The organism is Flavobacterium sp. R1_16 (assembly GCF_057652095.1).
This window is the reverse complement of the sequence record NZ_JBYFCG010000001.1, coordinates 613160-627366: the sequence shown is the minus strand read 5'-3', so window position 1 is coordinate 627366 and position 14207 is coordinate 613160. Positions and strand designations below refer to the sequence as shown.

Genomic DNA, 14207 nt, shown 5'->3' with positions numbered 1-14207 from the left:
GTATTAAAATTTAACATCAACTCCAAAAGTTACAATTCTTGGGGTAGGATATTCATAGGTAGCAATATTATTATCATCTTCTGGATCAAAACCAGTAAACTTAGTCCAAGTAGCTAAATTTTCAGCTTGAGCATATAATCTTACCCCATTGATTCCTTTAACTCTATCAAAGATTGATTTTGGTAAATTGTAAGCAACTGTAATATTTTTCAATCTTAAATAGGAAGCATCTTCAATATCCTTTGATGAAAATTCTCTTTGGTATTTATAACTCTGAACTTCAGTAATATCACCAGGATTCTGCCACATTGTCAACATAAGGGTTGATTGATTGTATTGTGCAAAGTTTGGATTTTCTTGAAAAAAGGTTTGGTTATTATATCTAAAATATTCAGCTGCGAAGGTGAATAAAGTAGAAAACTCAAATCCTTTATAGTTCAAACGAGATCCAAAACCTCCTGAATATACTGGTTCGTAACTACCAAATTTAGCTACTGAATCATCATCAGAATATTGATTTGTTATATTGTGATTCAAATCGTAATATAAAGGTTGACCATTAGCTGGATTTACTCCTGCCCATTCCACAGCATAATGGGAACCAAAAGGTAATCCTTCTCTAACTATCGAAGTTCCCAAAACATATTCGGTTACTTGACCTAAATCTTCAATTCTGTTTTTATTATAATTGAAATTTCCGTATAAGCTGAACGACAAATCGTTGTTTTTAATTAAATATCCCTCTAAAGATAAGTCAATTCCTTTATTACTCATTTTACCGGCATTAACATCAAGACTTCCTAGACCACTTTCTAAAGGCAATCTTTGCTCAATGAATAATTTTGAAGTATTATTATTATAATACTCAACTGTACCAGAAATCCTGTCGTTTAAAATTGAAAAATCAAAGCCAATATTTTTTTTCATACCCTCTTCCCATTGCAAATCAGGATTAGGAACAGAGGTTTGTACAATACTTGGATTGCCTCCGTACTGTCCAGTTCCCCATGTTGCTTCTTTTTGGAAAGAACCAATTCCAGCTTGATTTCCTGTAGTACCAATACTAGCTCTTACAATCAACGTTTGAAAAAAGTTTGTATTAGCCATAAATGACTCATTCATTACGTTCCAGTTAGCACCTGCTGACCAGAAAGTACCCCATTTATGTGCATCCGCAAATTTATTGGAAGCATCACGTCTCACAGATAAATCCAATTTAAAACGATCATCATAACCGTACTTCACAACCGTGAAGTAGGACAATAATCCATTCTCTGAATCTGAACCTCCAACAGTTGGACTTAATCCATTTCCAGGAGTATCAACAGTTCCAGTACCCGGTGTAATACCTTCGGGATAACCAACTAGAGCTGGATTGATTCCATATCCTGTAAAAGAACCTGAACGACCATGAGATTTATAGTATTCTAAGTAAGCTGCAGCTTCAATATCGTGTTTTTCACCAAAAGTATTGTTATATACTATTTTAGACGTAGTATTAAACTTTCCTAAATTAGTACTACTCTCACTGTAGGAACCTTGATTTCCTGGATCGGTGGTTAAACCAAATTGAGTTGTAGGATCTGTTGCAGCAACAAAGAAATCATTAGAAAAATCAACCCCAAAATCTATCCGTGCAGTTAAGTTCCTTACTATCTTTTTTTCTGCAAAAAGATTAATTACCGCTTTAACTTGATTATTATATTGTTGATTGACTAAAAGGTTTTCATAAGCATTTGCTCCCACTTTATTCAAACCTACATTTAATGTACCGTTTGGATTGTATAAAGCATCATAAGGACTTGCTAAATAAGCCGCAGCATATGGATTTTGCAAGAAAAGCCCACCTTCACTATCAATTAAATTTTGTTTAGAATAATTTAGTGATAAATTAATTCCAATTAATGAAGTTTCTGAGGTTTTATTCTCAAGATTTGTTCTCAGCGTAAAACGTTTTAAACTTGAACGTTGAGCTATACCCTGTTGATCAAAATAACTTAGTGAATTAAAAAAACGTGTTTTTTCAGTTCCACCTCTCATACTTATTTCTTGAGTATTAGTAACTCCAGTTCTGAAGAAAACATCTTTCCAGTTGGTGTTTACTTTAGATAATTCAGCAATTTCTCCATCGGTTAGTGGCGTTCCATTAACTCCACCTGTAGCCCCTTTACCATTTTTAACTAAGCGTTGAAAATTCAAAAGCTCATTTGAATTCATCATTTCAAATTTAGTTTTACCCACCTCTGAAAAACCAATTTGAGAGCGGTATGTAAATTGAGTTTCAGAGTCATATTTACCTTTTTTGGAGGTAATTACAATAACTCCTGCAGAAGATCTTGAACCATAAATAGAAGTGGCTGAAGCATCTTTTAGAATTGATACACTTTCAAAATCATTCGCATTTAAAGATGCAAAGTCACCAACAGTAATTGGCACACCGTCTAAAATGTATAAAGGTTCATTGTTACTACCAATAGAAGAAGTACCACGAATTCTTACTTTAGCAGATGAACCGGGTTGACCAGAACCTGATTGAACAGTAACCCCTGCAGCTTGACCTTGTAATATTTGGTCAAAAGAAGCTAGGGCTCTTGTTTCGATTTGCTTGGCAGCAACAGTTGCGATAGATCCTGTAACTTTACTTCTTTTTTCACCTTTATTATAACTATTTGTTACAATAACCTCGTTAAAGGTTGTCATCTCTTCCTCCATCTTAACATTTACCACATTAGAATTACCTACTGTCGCAGTAAAAGTCTTCATCCCTAAAAAAGTAAATACTAAAACCTCACCTGTTTTAGCTTGAATAGAGTACTTCCCATTAAAATCTGTTTGTGTACTACGTTTTACGCCTTTAATGGTGACGTTAACCCCAGGCAATGTTCCTTTTTGGTCGGTAACTGTACCTGATATTGTTTTTTCCTGTGCATAGGAAAAATTCATAATTAGTACCAATAACAGTACTAGAAATCTCGAAAACTTCGACCCCATATTTGAATTATTTGAATTAATTAGCCTGCAAACATCTTAAATATTTCTTAAATAAATGACAACTCAAATGTTAAAATTCACTTCTTCAAGATATTTTGTTAAAAAAAATTTAAGACGCTTGTGAATTTAGAGGCAATATTTGTCCCATTAATTAAATTCTCAATTATTTTTTAAAAATTGAAGCGAATCTAAACTATTGGATATTAACACTCTATCCGTAACTTTATTTGACGTTAATTTTTTGAGTATAATATTTAGCCCCTTGATTAATCTTTAGAAAATAAATCCCCGAAGCAAATGAAGATAAATCAAGACGAGTATTCAATATGTAAGAATTGTCTTTAAACTCTTGCTTTTTGACCATCCTTCCTTGAATATCATAAATGTATAAATCAATTTTTGAATTTTCATTAGATGTTAATTGAATATTTAGATTATTTTCAACTGGATTAGGATAAATAGCTATCGATTTAAATTCGTCTTTAGCAACAGATAAAGATTCAGTAACTCCATCAATGACTAATGAAAAATCCTGAGTTCCCCCAACTAAATTCCCTTTGTGAGAAATTGTTAGGGTATACTCTCCGCTTGCTTCTGGAACAGAAACGTATTCCACATTATCAACAGCATTATCTTCTTGTATTGCCGGCCCTTGTATGAATGAGGGATTTAAAACCCACGGATAATATACTTCAGCATCTTTTGTCAATCTTACATCAATGTCGTTCACCAAAACTGGAGTGGTATCATCAATAGTTCCTGTATTTACATTTCCTGAAGGATCATTCCAAACGACCGTAACATTGAGAGGCTTTGTACCTGTCACTTTAAGAGTTCGTTTATACACTTGGTCTTGATCTAAAGTTAATTCATCTATTACAGAAGAAGTTCCTTTTGAACTAATAACCTGTACCGCTTTTTCAGCATTGATTAATCCCCAACCAAATTTATAATCAGGACCAGGATCTTCTCCTGCTTCATCAGCAGTATTAATCATAAGCGCTCTCAAAGTAGCTGCTTTCATAAAAGCAGACTGTTTTTCAAAATAATGCTGTTGCATTAACAATAAACTTGCAGATACCGCAGGAGCTGCCATAGAAGTTCCTTGTTGCGATTTGTAGGATGTATCTGAAGCGGAAGATAATGAATACACACCAACTCCTTTAGCACTAATATCTGGTTTTATTCTAAAATCGTCAGTAGGTCCCCAACTACTAAAACTACTCATCACTACCGATTCAGGCCCTACATAATTAGAAACTTGATTGACAGCAGCTACGACCACTGCATTTTTAGAGTTTTTATTACCAATTAACAAATCACGTCCACCTTTTTTATCTTGTGTACTTCCTCTATCATTTCCTGCGGAAATTACTGCTTGAAAATAAGGGGCATTGTACATAATATCATCCCATTCTTTAGATTCGTCAATGTAAGCACCCGTATAATAAGTTGGAACTCCTGCGATTTCTAATCCGTAAGAATGATTGGAGACCAAAAGACCTTCTGAAGCTTCTGAAATTACTTCGGCCTCATCATTTGCAAAAGTATTAGCCCAAAGAGTCGCTTTGGAAGCTAATCCTTTTGCCTGAGTCGAACCAAATCCTGACCCTATCATAGTTCCAGAAACATGTGTACTGTGTTCTGTCGACTCGTTTGAAGTAGAAAAATTTGTTCCATCTTTGATAATAACTCTACCCGTCAATGCTTGATGTGTCGTTCTTACTGGGCCTCCATCCCAAATACCTACAACCATATTTTGACCGTCCAACTTTAGTCCAGCGCTTCCTCCTTCATTTATTCTATTCACTCTTGCGGTAATTGCTGATCCAGCATTGTGAGTAGTGTAATAAAGTGGTTTTCCTTCTTCAGAAATGCCAACAAGTTCTCTATAATTTCCTAGTTTGTTTATCTCAGCCGTAGCCCAATTTTTATTTTTAGCCTCAACCAATGCTATACTCTTTTTCAAAAAATATTTTTTTGAAAGTTTACTTTCTAAACTTTTGAGCTTTACCAAATCATACTCTTTAACGATTTGTTTTCTTTGCTCGGCAGTTTGAGCAAAAGTGACCATTGAAAATCCCAACAAAAGAATTGAGAGAGGTTTACGTAGTTTTATTTTCATCACAACTATTTTTTGCTAAACTACTAATAAAATTAAATTATAGTTAACTTTAAACCGATTTTAACCTTTGTATAGAGTTGAACTAAGTATGCTAAAACTCAATTTTTCTGGACTACTTTTAGAAACTGGCACAGACGAAGCTGGTCGGGGATGCCTTGCAGGTCCTGTAACTGCTGCTGCTGTTATTCTTCCAGAAAATTTTGAAAACAAGCTATTGAATGACTCTAAACAATTGTCTGAAAAAACTAGAGAAAAATTAAGACCAATAATTGAAGGACAAGCTATTTCATTTGCGGTAACCCATCTAGAACCTTTACTTATTGATGATATTAATATTCTGAATGCCTCTATAAAAGCGATGCAAGAGAGTATCCTAAAATTAAATCCAAAGCCTTCCTATATTATTGTGGATGGCAATAGATTTAAACCTGTTGCGGATATTCCACACAGTTGTATTATAAAAGGAGATTCTAAATTTATGAGTATTGCAGCGGCTTCTGTATTGGCAAAAACCTATCGGGATGAATATATGAATCGAATTCATGAAGAATTTCCCATGTACAATTGGAAGCAAAACAAAGGTTATCCCACCAAAGAACATCGGGAAGCGATTCGGGAATATGGCGTAACTAAATATCACAGAATGACTTTTCGATTACTGCCTGAACAGTTGAGCTTAGATTTAGGAGTTTAGATTTAGGAATTTTGCTTCAAATAAATCTGAGAAATGTTTCAGGATTTTTGCTTTTACTTCGTTCTCATCTACCACTTCAACTCCCAATTCTACATTTAAAGAAGTTACCGATTTACCTCTTATACCACAAGGAATAATGTTATCAAAATAACCCAAGTCGGCATTGACATTCAATGCAAATCCGTGCATGGTTACCCAACGGGAAGCACGAACACCCATAGCGCATATCTTTCTAGCAAATGGAGTTCCTACGCCCAACCACACTCCTGTTTCACCCTCACTTCGTCCTGATTCTATTCCGTATTCTGCCAAAGTTAGTATGATGGCTTCTTCCAGAAAACGCAAGTATTTGTGAATATCTGTAAAAAAATTTTCTAAATCCAAAATAGGATAACCTACAATCTGTCCTGGCCCATGATAAGTGATATCACCACCACGGTTAATTTTGTAGAACGTTGCTCCCTTTGCTTCTAATTGTTTCTCGGACAATAATAAATTGTCTAAATCGCCACTTTTCCCTAAAGTATATACATGTGGATGGTCTACAAAGAGAAAATAATTTGGCGTTGCAACTTGAAGTTCTTCTCTCCTATTTTTAATTTTGATATCAACCACTTCCTTGAATAAGTCTTCCTGATACTCCCAAGTTTCCTTGTAGTCTTTGAATCCTAAATCTTGAAGTTGAATGGTTTTGTTCATTTTAATTGGAGCGGAAAAGGTTTGCAGTTGCAAAGGTACAAAGTTTTAGCTTAGTTCTAAAATAGCCCCGATAGTAGCGACATCCTTATTCCTTTTTTGTCATTGCGAGCTTACGAAGCAATCAAAAAAGGAAAAGATACAGCGAATAGCGGGACAAAATAGCGTTGAAAGACCGAAAATTTCTGCTTCTAAAAACTTTGCAACTTTGGGACTTATAAAGTATCTTTGCGCTCTTAAAATCAGAATATAATGGCCTTATCCGAACAAGAAATCCTACGTAGAGAAGCACTCACCGAATTACGCAACCTAGGCATTGAGCCTTATCCTGCAGCAGAGTTCATTACTACCGCTCACTCTAGCGAAATTCTAAACAACTTTGAAAAATTTGAAGGTAAAGAAGTAGTTTTAGCAGGTCGATTGATGGGGAAACGCATCATGGGAAAAGCTTCTTTTGCAGAATTAAAGGATTCTGAAGGTCGTATTCAAGTGTATGTTTCGAGAGATGACATTTCGAATGATGAGGAGAAAACCATGTACAATGTGGTTTTCAAAAAGTTATTGGATATTGGGGATTTTATTGGAGTTCGCGGTACTGTTTTCAAAACACAGGTAGGCGAAATTTCAGTTCATATTTATGAATTAACCGTTTTGGCAAAAGCTTTAAAACCACTTCCTGTGGTAAAAATTGATGCCGATGGCAAAGCCCACGATGCCTTTGCAGACCCTGAACAAAGATACCGACGTCGCTATGTGGATTTAACCGTGAATGACCATGTAAAAGACACCTTTATCAAAAGAACGAAATTGTTCAATGCCATGCGTTCGTTTTTTAATGACAAAGGCTATTTAGAAGTAGAAACTCCAGTTTTGCAACCTATTCCAGGTGGAGCTGCAGCACGTCCTTTTATTACTCATCACAACTCACTGGATATTCCGCTCTATATGCGTATTGCAAATGAATTGTATTTAAAAAGATTGATTGTAGGTGGATTTGAAGGCGTATATGAGTTCTCTAAAAACTTCCGTAACGAAGGAATGGACAGAACGCACAACCCAGAATTTACCGCAATGGAAATATATGTAGCCTACAAGGACTACAACTGGATGATGAATTTCACCGAAAACTTGTTGGAACATTGCGCAATTGGCGTAAATGGGACTAGCGAAGTCACTTTTGGTGAACATACCATTAACTTCAAAGCACCCTATGCTCGCGTTACGATGACCGATTCTATCAAACATTTCACTGGTTTTGATATTTCTGGAAAAAGCGAAGCGGAATTGTTTGAAGCTGCTCGTGGAATGGGAATTGACGTTGATGCCACCATGGGTAAAGGAAAATTGATTGATGAAATTTTTGGAGCTAAATGTGAAGGTAATTACATCCAACCCACTTTTATCACCGACTATCCAAAGGAAATGTCTCCGCTTTGTAAACAACATCGTGACAATCCTGAGTTAACAGAACGTTTTGAATTGATGGTTTGCGGTAAGGAAGTTGCCAATGCCTATTCGGAATTGAATGACCCTATTGATCAAAGAGAACGTTTTGAAGACCAAATGCGTTTGGCTGAAAAAGGCGATGATGAGGCAAATGGCGTTATCGACGAAGATTTCTTGAGAGCTCTTGAATATGGAATGCCTCCTACTTCAGGTTTAGGAATTGGTATGGATAGATTAATGATGTTCTTAACCAACAACAGTTCTATTCAGGAAGTATTACTATTCCCGCAAATGCGTCCAGAAAAGAAACAGGTTCAAATTGAATTAGCAGATGAAGAAAAATTGATTGTTACACTTCTAAAAACGAATGACAACAAAATGGATTTGGGTGCTTTAAAAATCAAATCGGAACTGAGTGGAAAAAAATGGGATGCTGCAATGAAAGGCCTTGCAAAACATGGCTTGACAAAAGTTAGTGTTGATGGCGAAAATAAAATTGTGGAACTATTGGGATAGTTATTTTTACAGAATTAAACAAAAAGGGAATTCATAATGAATTCCCTTTTTTTATTACAATGAGTAGAAATTCTAATTTCATTTCAATAATTTTATTATTTTTATGGAACTAAATTCATAATTATTTGTTTCACTAATTATGAAATTCGCAAAAAACAGTATTATTTGAACATTCTATGCAAATAAATCTAGACTTACTTTTTTCTTGGGGTGCGATAGCCAAAGAATATAAAAAAAATGATATCATTTTTTGCGAAGATGAAATGGCCCTTTTTTATTATCAAATCATCGAGGGTAGCGTTAAAATGTTTAACTCTAATGATGATGGGAAAGAATTTACTCAAGGTTATTTTTGTAACGGACAAAGTTTTGGAGAGCCTCCTTTAATTATTGAAGAAACATATCCATCAACGGCGATTGCTTTTCAAGATAGCAAAATAATTAAATTATCTAAGGATAAGTTTCTTAAAATATTAGATGAATACCCTACAATTCAAAAAAAACTTCTTGTTCTATTGGCAAATAGAATTCATTCAAAAGCCAAAACATCTAAAGATATTATCAATCAAAAACCCGAATTTAGAATAATCGCTTTTCTAAATGCACACAAAGGCAACAGAAATGGTGCCAAAGAATTAGTTCCTTTCACACGACAAGAAATTGCAAATTTTACGGGTTTACGAGTTGAAACAGTTATTAGGGTATTCTCAAAAATGAGTGCCTGCAAAAAAGTAGAAATTATCAATCATAAAATATATTATTAATGTTCTTCAATAGTAAATTGTGGCTGAAGTTTTCTTTAATAAATCTATTAATCGTAGCCTTGCTTGGACTCTTAATGCGATATAAAATAGGTTTTGAATTTCCCTTTTTAGATCAAAAACATTTGCAACATTCCCATTCTCATTTCGCATTTACTGGATGGATTAGTCATACTCTAATGCTCCTAATGATTCAGTTTATTAAAACTAAAGCAAAATGGAGTGTAGAGAATAACAAAAACGTCAAGAAATACAATACTATCTTAATTGCCAATCTAATTTGCGCCTATGGAATGTTGATTTTCTTTATCATTGAAGGTTATGGAATGTTTTCCATTTTCTTTTCTACTGCATCTATTATAGTAGCTTGCATTTTTGGATATCATTATTACAAAGATTTAAAATTAGTCGACAAAGAAAGTCTATCTATAAGTTGGTTTAAAGCTGCTATAGGATTTAATATTTTATCTTCACTAGGAACTTTTGTGCTTGCCTATATGATGGCTACCAAAAATATTTATCAAGATGAGTATTTAGCTTCTATTTATTACTATTTACATTTTCAATACAATGGTTGGTTCTTCTTTGCTTGTATGGGATTATTTTTTGATTTTTTAAATCTGAAAAAATCTGAAAATGCATTCTATTCAAATTCATTTAAATTGTTTTTTGTGTCATGTTTTCCAGCCTATTTTTTGTCGACGCTTTGGTTAGATTTGCCATTTGGGATTTACATTCTTACTGTAATTGCTGCTTTTATTCAAGTTTTTACTTGGTTTAAACTACTCTTCATTTTGGTTAAAAACAAATTGGAAGTGCTAGAAAACTATCCGTATTTCTTACGTTATATTCTACTTTTCATTGGCTTTGCTTTAAGTATAAAATTCCTCCTTCAATTGGGTTCTACCATTCCAGCTGTTAGCCAATTGGCTTTTGGATTTAGACCTGTTGTTATTGCTTATTTACATTTGGTTTTATTGGCAATTATTTCACTTTTTTTATTGTTTTATATTTACACAAATCACTTTTTCTTCATCAACAATCAAATAAAGTTTGGTATAATCCTATTTTCAATTGGAGTTTTGTTAAACGAAATTGTTCTCGCCATCCAAGGTATTGGAGCCTTTAGTTATACTACAATTCCTTATGTGAACGAAATGCTCTTTGGGATTGCAATCATTCTTGTTTCTGGCATAGGGATTACCGCTTTTTATTCTGTAAAAAAAGTTAAAAATCACCCTGCTTTATGATTGCACTCATAAAATAACTATTTTATAATTAGGTACTTTGCTAGTGTTAACCAAGTACTTACTATTATGAAAAAATCAATTAAATTATTATTTCTAGCAACATTGGTAGCTTTTATTGGCTGTAAAAAAACAGATGAAACTTCAGTTGCAACATCAACCGATGCAACAACACAAGCTCCAGGACAAGAAGATGTGAAAGATGAAACTTCAAATCCAAATATTGTCCAAGTTGCCATAGGCAGTAAAGACCACACTACTCTGGTAGCCGCTGTAAAAGCAGCAGGACTAGTAACTTCTTTATCTAATGCTGGCCCATTTACCGTTTTTGCTCCAACTAATGCTGCATTTGACAAGCTTCCAGCTGGAACTGTAGATGATTTATTGAAACCTGAAAATAAAGAGAAATTAACCAATATCTTAGGATATCATACTTATGTTGGCACCCTAAAAACAGAATACATGCAGGACGGGCAAGAATTTGATATGGTATTTGGTGGAAAAGTAAAAATCACAAAAAAAGGAGATCAAACTTTTGTGAATGGCTCCGAAATTGTTGCCTCGATTCCAACTTCAAATGGAATAATTCATGTGATTGGAGATGTTTTACTACCCAAATGATATAATTATTAATTCAATATTGTTTTCTTTTTTTCTAAAGCGTGAAAGGTCGTGATTCACGCTTTTTTTATGCTTATATACTCCATTCGCTACATATTACAAAAGGCATTTAAGACATTTTATAATAAATGAATATACAAACAGAAAATTAATTTCTGGAAACAATATTAAATTGTAATGATGATGCCCAATTCTTATTTTGAAATTCATCTGAAAAAGGCAAATCTCCTAAAGTTGTAACATTATTTTTGAAAGACTGAATAAAATAGTTTCCGAGATAGTTTTTTGCTACAAGATACTCTATCATTTCATTTAATTTACCATCAGGAATTAACTTTGAATGATAGGTAGTTCGTATCTCAAATTCAACTTTACTTTCCTGAAGAATTTCAAAGGATTTTTCGAATTGTAAAAATAAGTCCGACTTTGTTATTTGCTGAAAATCACTTTCAGTGGCCTTAAAATCTAATGCAACATAGTCAATAAGTTCGCTATCGATTAATTCTCTCAAAATGTTTGGATTTGAACCATTGGTGTCGATTTTGACCAAAAAACCCAATTCTTTAACCTTTTTAATTTGATCTAAAATATTTTTATGAATTAAGCATTCCCCACCACTAAAAACAACTGCGTCTAGCAATCCTTGACGGGTTTTTAAAAAAGAAATTGCTTCAGAAAAAGTAATGTTTCCTTTTCCTAAAACAATCTCTGGATTATAGCAGTAAAGACATCGCATGTTACAACCTGCATACCAAAAAATACAAGCTGATTTATTGGGATAATCTAAAAGTGTAAATGGAGTAATATTGTAAATTGGTTTGCTTATGACATACATTCTTTAAAATAACTTCTCTGTTTGTGCTCTCCTTTTTTACCAATATTAAAACTTTCAACAGGGCGATGATATCCCATTACTCGAGTATAGACTAAGCATTTGGTTCTTAAATGTTGATTCTCTTCGACTACTTTGTTAGTTTTTGTTTTCATAGTTTATGTCATTTTGAAGTTCTATAATTTGTTCATCACATTTTGGGCAAAATTCGTGTTCTCCATTTAAGTAACCATGAATAGGACAAACACTGAATACAGGTGTTACTGTTATGTATGGCAGCCTAAACTTTGTTAAAACAGTTTTTACAAAGTTTTTACAAGCTTCTTGGGTACTAATTCGTTCATTCATGTACAGATGCAAAACGGTTCCACCAGTATATTTACATTGCAATTCATCTTGCATAATCAACGCTTCAAATGGATCTTGCGTAAAATCTACAGGAATTTGTGAACTATTGGTGTAGTAAATATTTTCATTTTGACCCGCTTGAAGAATGTTTGGAAATCTTTTTTTGTCTTCTTTTGCAAAACGATAAGTTGTACCTTCGGCTGGAGTTGCTTCAAGGTTGTACAGATTGCCTGTTTGCTCCTGAAACTCTTTCATCCTATTTCTGATGTAATCTAAAATTTCGAGACAAAAATCATTTCCAAAAGTGGTCGTAATGTCATCTTTATCATTAGTGAAATTACGAACCATTTCATTCATTCCGTTAACGCCAATGGTTGAAAAATGATTTCTAAAATGAGGCAAGTATCTTTTGGTATAGGGAAACAACCCTCTGTCATACATTTCTTGAATAAAGATTCTTTTTTTCTCCAAAGTTGATTTAGCAATTTCCATTAGCTTATCCAATTGCTCGAAAAAAGCGTCTTTATTACCCTCATACAAATACCCCAAACGTGCCATATTGATGGTAACAACTCCAATGCTACCCGTCATTTCTGCACTTCCAAAAAGTCCGTTACCACGTTTTAACAACTCTCTTAAATCTAGTTGTAAACGACAACACATACTGCGAACTGCATTTGGTTTGTAGGCACTTTCATTCTCAATTTTATTTCCATTTTCGTCTAATTTATACTGACTGCCAATAAAATTTTGAAAATAGGAAGAACCAATTTTTGCAGTATTTTCGAAAAGTAATGTGGTATTTTCTCCATTCCAATCAAAATCCTCAGTAATATTTACTGTTGGAATAGGAAAAGTAAAAGGTTGACCATTAGCATCACCCTCTGTCATTACGGTATAATAGGCTTTGTTTATCAAATTCATTTCCTCTTGAAAATGTTCGTAGCGCATTTCCGTTAATGAAGCAACTCCTCTTTTTTGTGCACGAATTAATAAGTCATCATTACAACCTTTAAACAAATGTTGGTCCTTTTTAGTAGGTATTTGCAGCTTCAAATCTGTTGGAACAACCCAATCTAAAGTAATATTTGTGAATGGTGATTGTCCCCAACGCGCTGGAACGTTCAGATTATAGACAAAACCTCTAACTGCTTTCAAAACTTCATCGAAAGTCAAATTATCTTTAAAAACATAAGGTGCCAAATAAGTATCAAACGAGCTAAAAGCTTGTGCTCCTGCCCACTCACTTTGTAAAATTCCAAGAAAATTAGCCATTTGTCCAAGTGCTTCTCTAAAATGAGAAGGCGGTTTGCTCTCTACACGACCTCGCACTCCATTAAAACCATCGTTTAGCAAAACTCTCAAGCTCCAACCTGCGCAATAGCCCGTCAAACAGTCTAAATCATGAATGTGAATATCTCCATTTCGGTGTGCATACCCTTCTTCTTTTGAATAAACTTTATCCAACCAGTAATTTGCAATAATTTTTCCTGCTACATTATTCACCAAGCCAGCATTAGAATAAGACGTGTTGGCATTGGCATTTATTCTCCAATCGGTTTGAAAAATATATTCTTCAATGGTTTGAGTACTATCTACATAGGTAGTATCGTCATTCAATCCTGCTATATGTTCACGCTGCAATTTTCGGGTGTGGCGGTACAACATAAACGAACGCATGACAGTAAAATATTCTTTTTGAAAAAGAATATTTTCGATATTATCTTGAATTTCTTCTACTGCCCAAGTATCTTTATTTTGAATAGTTGCAATTACATTTTCAAAAACACTATTGTCAAACGGAACAGAAACACTTGCAAAACTTTTCTTTATGGCATCTTTAATTTTATAACTTTCAAAAGGTTTATAATCACCATTTCTTTTAATAACATATTTTTCCATAATGACATTATTTTGTGTTTTTACATTC

Annotated in this window: 11 protein-coding genes; 5 read left to right on the top strand and 6 right to left on the bottom strand. The window is 33.8% G+C overall.

Annotated elements, in window-relative coordinates:
• Window positions 1–3: 3 nt before the first annotated feature.
• Together AC23L6_RS02790 and AC23L6_RS02785 are read right to left on the bottom strand one after the other, a co-directional pair.
• Window positions 4–2991, bottom strand: coding sequence for a SusC/RagA family TonB-linked outer membrane protein (locus AC23L6_RS02790; protein ID WP_487570225.1), 2988 nt, complete (start codon window positions 2989–2991; stop codon window positions 4–6).
• A 223-nt stretch (window positions 2992–3214) separates the two neighbouring features.
• Window positions 3215–5116 (bottom strand): S8 family serine peptidase, encoded by a 1902-nt coding sequence (locus AC23L6_RS02785; RefSeq protein WP_487560778.1) that lies wholly within the window; start codon window positions 5114–5116, stop codon window positions 3215–3217.
• An 88-nt stretch (window positions 5117–5204) separates the two neighbouring features.
• Here AC23L6_RS02785 and rnhB point away from each other — a divergent pair, with 88 nt between their 5' ends.
• Entirely contained in the window at window positions 5205–5810 is a 606-nt protein-coding gene (rnhB, locus tag AC23L6_RS02780) for a ribonuclease HII (RefSeq protein ID WP_487560777.1), read from the top strand.
• Here rnhB and lipB read toward each other — a convergent pair.
• The gene (lipB, locus tag AC23L6_RS02775; protein WP_487560776.1) at window positions 5799–6509 is read right to left on the bottom strand and encodes a lipoyl(octanoyl) transferase LipB; all 711 of its coding nucleotides are present in this window, start codon (window positions 6507–6509) and stop codon (window positions 5799–5801) included. The two genes, rnhB and lipB, sit on opposite strands and share 12 nt — an antisense overlap.
• 249 nt (window positions 6510–6758) lie before the next feature.
• On the opposite strand from lipB, the gene lysS reads away from it, so the two are divergent.
• The 4 genes from lysS (at window position 6759) to AC23L6_RS02755 (ending at window position 11097) form a co-directional block, all read left to right on the top strand.
• Entirely contained in the window at window positions 6759–8468 is a 1710-nt protein-coding gene (lysS, locus tag AC23L6_RS02770) for a lysine--tRNA ligase (RefSeq protein WP_487560775.1), read from the top strand.
• A 176-nt stretch (window positions 8469–8644) separates the two neighbouring features.
• Complete coding sequence (locus tag AC23L6_RS02765; RefSeq protein WP_487560774.1) at window positions 8645–9232, top strand: Crp/Fnr family transcriptional regulator; 588 nt, start codon at window positions 8645–8647, stop codon at window positions 9230–9232.
• Window positions 9232–10479 carry a hypothetical protein gene (locus AC23L6_RS02760; protein ID WP_487560773.1) on the top strand — a complete coding sequence of 416 codons (1248 nt, stop codon included), beginning with the start codon at window positions 9232–9234 and terminating at the stop codon, window positions 10477–10479. Before AC23L6_RS02765 ends, AC23L6_RS02760 begins: the two co-directional genes overlap by 1 nt.
• Window positions 10480–10545: 66 nt before the next feature.
• On the top strand, window positions 10546–11097 hold the full coding sequence (locus AC23L6_RS02755; protein WP_487560772.1) for a fasciclin domain-containing protein: 552 nt from the start codon (window positions 10546–10548) through the stop codon (window positions 11095–11097).
• A gap of 148 nt (window positions 11098–11245) precedes the next feature.
• Here AC23L6_RS02755 and AC23L6_RS02750 read toward each other — a convergent pair whose 3' ends face one another.
• From AC23L6_RS02750 to AC23L6_RS02740, 3 genes are read right to left on the bottom strand one after another with little or no spacing between them, the layout of a single operon-like run.
• Window positions 11246–11932: an anaerobic ribonucleoside-triphosphate reductase activating protein gene (locus AC23L6_RS02750; RefSeq protein ID WP_487560771.1), complete on the bottom strand. Its 687-nt coding sequence runs from the start codon at window positions 11930–11932 to the stop codon at window positions 11246–11248.
• Window positions 11920–12084 carry an anaerobic ribonucleoside-triphosphate reductase gene (gene nrdD / locus AC23L6_RS02745; RefSeq protein ID WP_487560770.1) on the bottom strand — a complete coding sequence of 55 codons (165 nt, stop codon included), beginning with the start codon at window positions 12082–12084 and terminating at the stop codon, window positions 11920–11922. Before nrdD ends, AC23L6_RS02750 begins: the two co-directional genes overlap by 13 nt.
• Complete coding sequence (locus tag AC23L6_RS02740) at window positions 12068–14179, bottom strand: ribonucleoside triphosphate reductase (RefSeq protein WP_487560769.1); 2112 nt, start codon at window positions 14177–14179, stop codon at window positions 12068–12070. The genes nrdD and AC23L6_RS02740 overlap by 17 nt, the downstream gene beginning before the upstream one ends.
• Window positions 14180–14207: the final 28 nt, after the last annotated feature.

What these genes read in the sequence shown, in the direction of transcription:
- AC23L6_RS02740 (WP_487560769.1), bottom strand. Translation starts at nt 14,179, where the DNA reads ATGGAAAAATATGTTATTAAAAGAAATGGTGATTATAAACCTTTTGAA.
- AC23L6_RS02755 (WP_487560772.1), top strand. Translation starts at nt 10,546, where the DNA reads ATGAAAAAATCAATTAAATTATTATTTCTAGCAACATTGGTAGCTTTT.
- lipB (WP_487560776.1), bottom strand. Translation starts at nt 6,509, where the DNA reads ATGAACAAAACCATTCAACTTCAAGATTTAGGATTCAAAGACTACAAG.
- nrdD (WP_487560770.1), bottom strand. Translation starts at nt 12,084, where the DNA reads ATGAAAACAAAAACTAACAAAGTAGTCGAAGAGAATCAACATTTAAGA.
- AC23L6_RS02765 (WP_487560774.1), top strand. Translation starts at nt 8,645, where the DNA reads ATGCAAATAAATCTAGACTTACTTTTTTCTTGGGGTGCGATAGCCAAA.
- AC23L6_RS02785 (WP_487560778.1), bottom strand. Translation starts at nt 5,116, where the DNA reads ATGAAAATAAAACTACGTAAACCTCTCTCAATTCTTTTGTTGGGATTT.
- AC23L6_RS02790 (WP_487570225.1), bottom strand. Translation starts at nt 2,991, where the DNA reads ATGGGGTCGAAGTTTTCGAGATTTCTAGTACTGTTATTGGTACTAATT.
- lysS (WP_487560775.1), top strand. Translation starts at nt 6,759, where the DNA reads ATGGCCTTATCCGAACAAGAAATCCTACGTAGAGAAGCACTCACCGAA.
- AC23L6_RS02750 (WP_487560771.1), bottom strand. Translation starts at nt 11,932, where the DNA reads ATGTATGTCATAAGCAAACCAATTTACAATATTACTCCATTTACACTT.
- rnhB (WP_487560777.1), top strand. Translation starts at nt 5,205, where the DNA reads ATGCTAAAACTCAATTTTTCTGGACTACTTTTAGAAACTGGCACAGAC.
- AC23L6_RS02760 (WP_487560773.1), top strand. Translation starts at nt 9,232, where the DNA reads ATGTTCTTCAATAGTAAATTGTGGCTGAAGTTTTCTTTAATAAATCTA.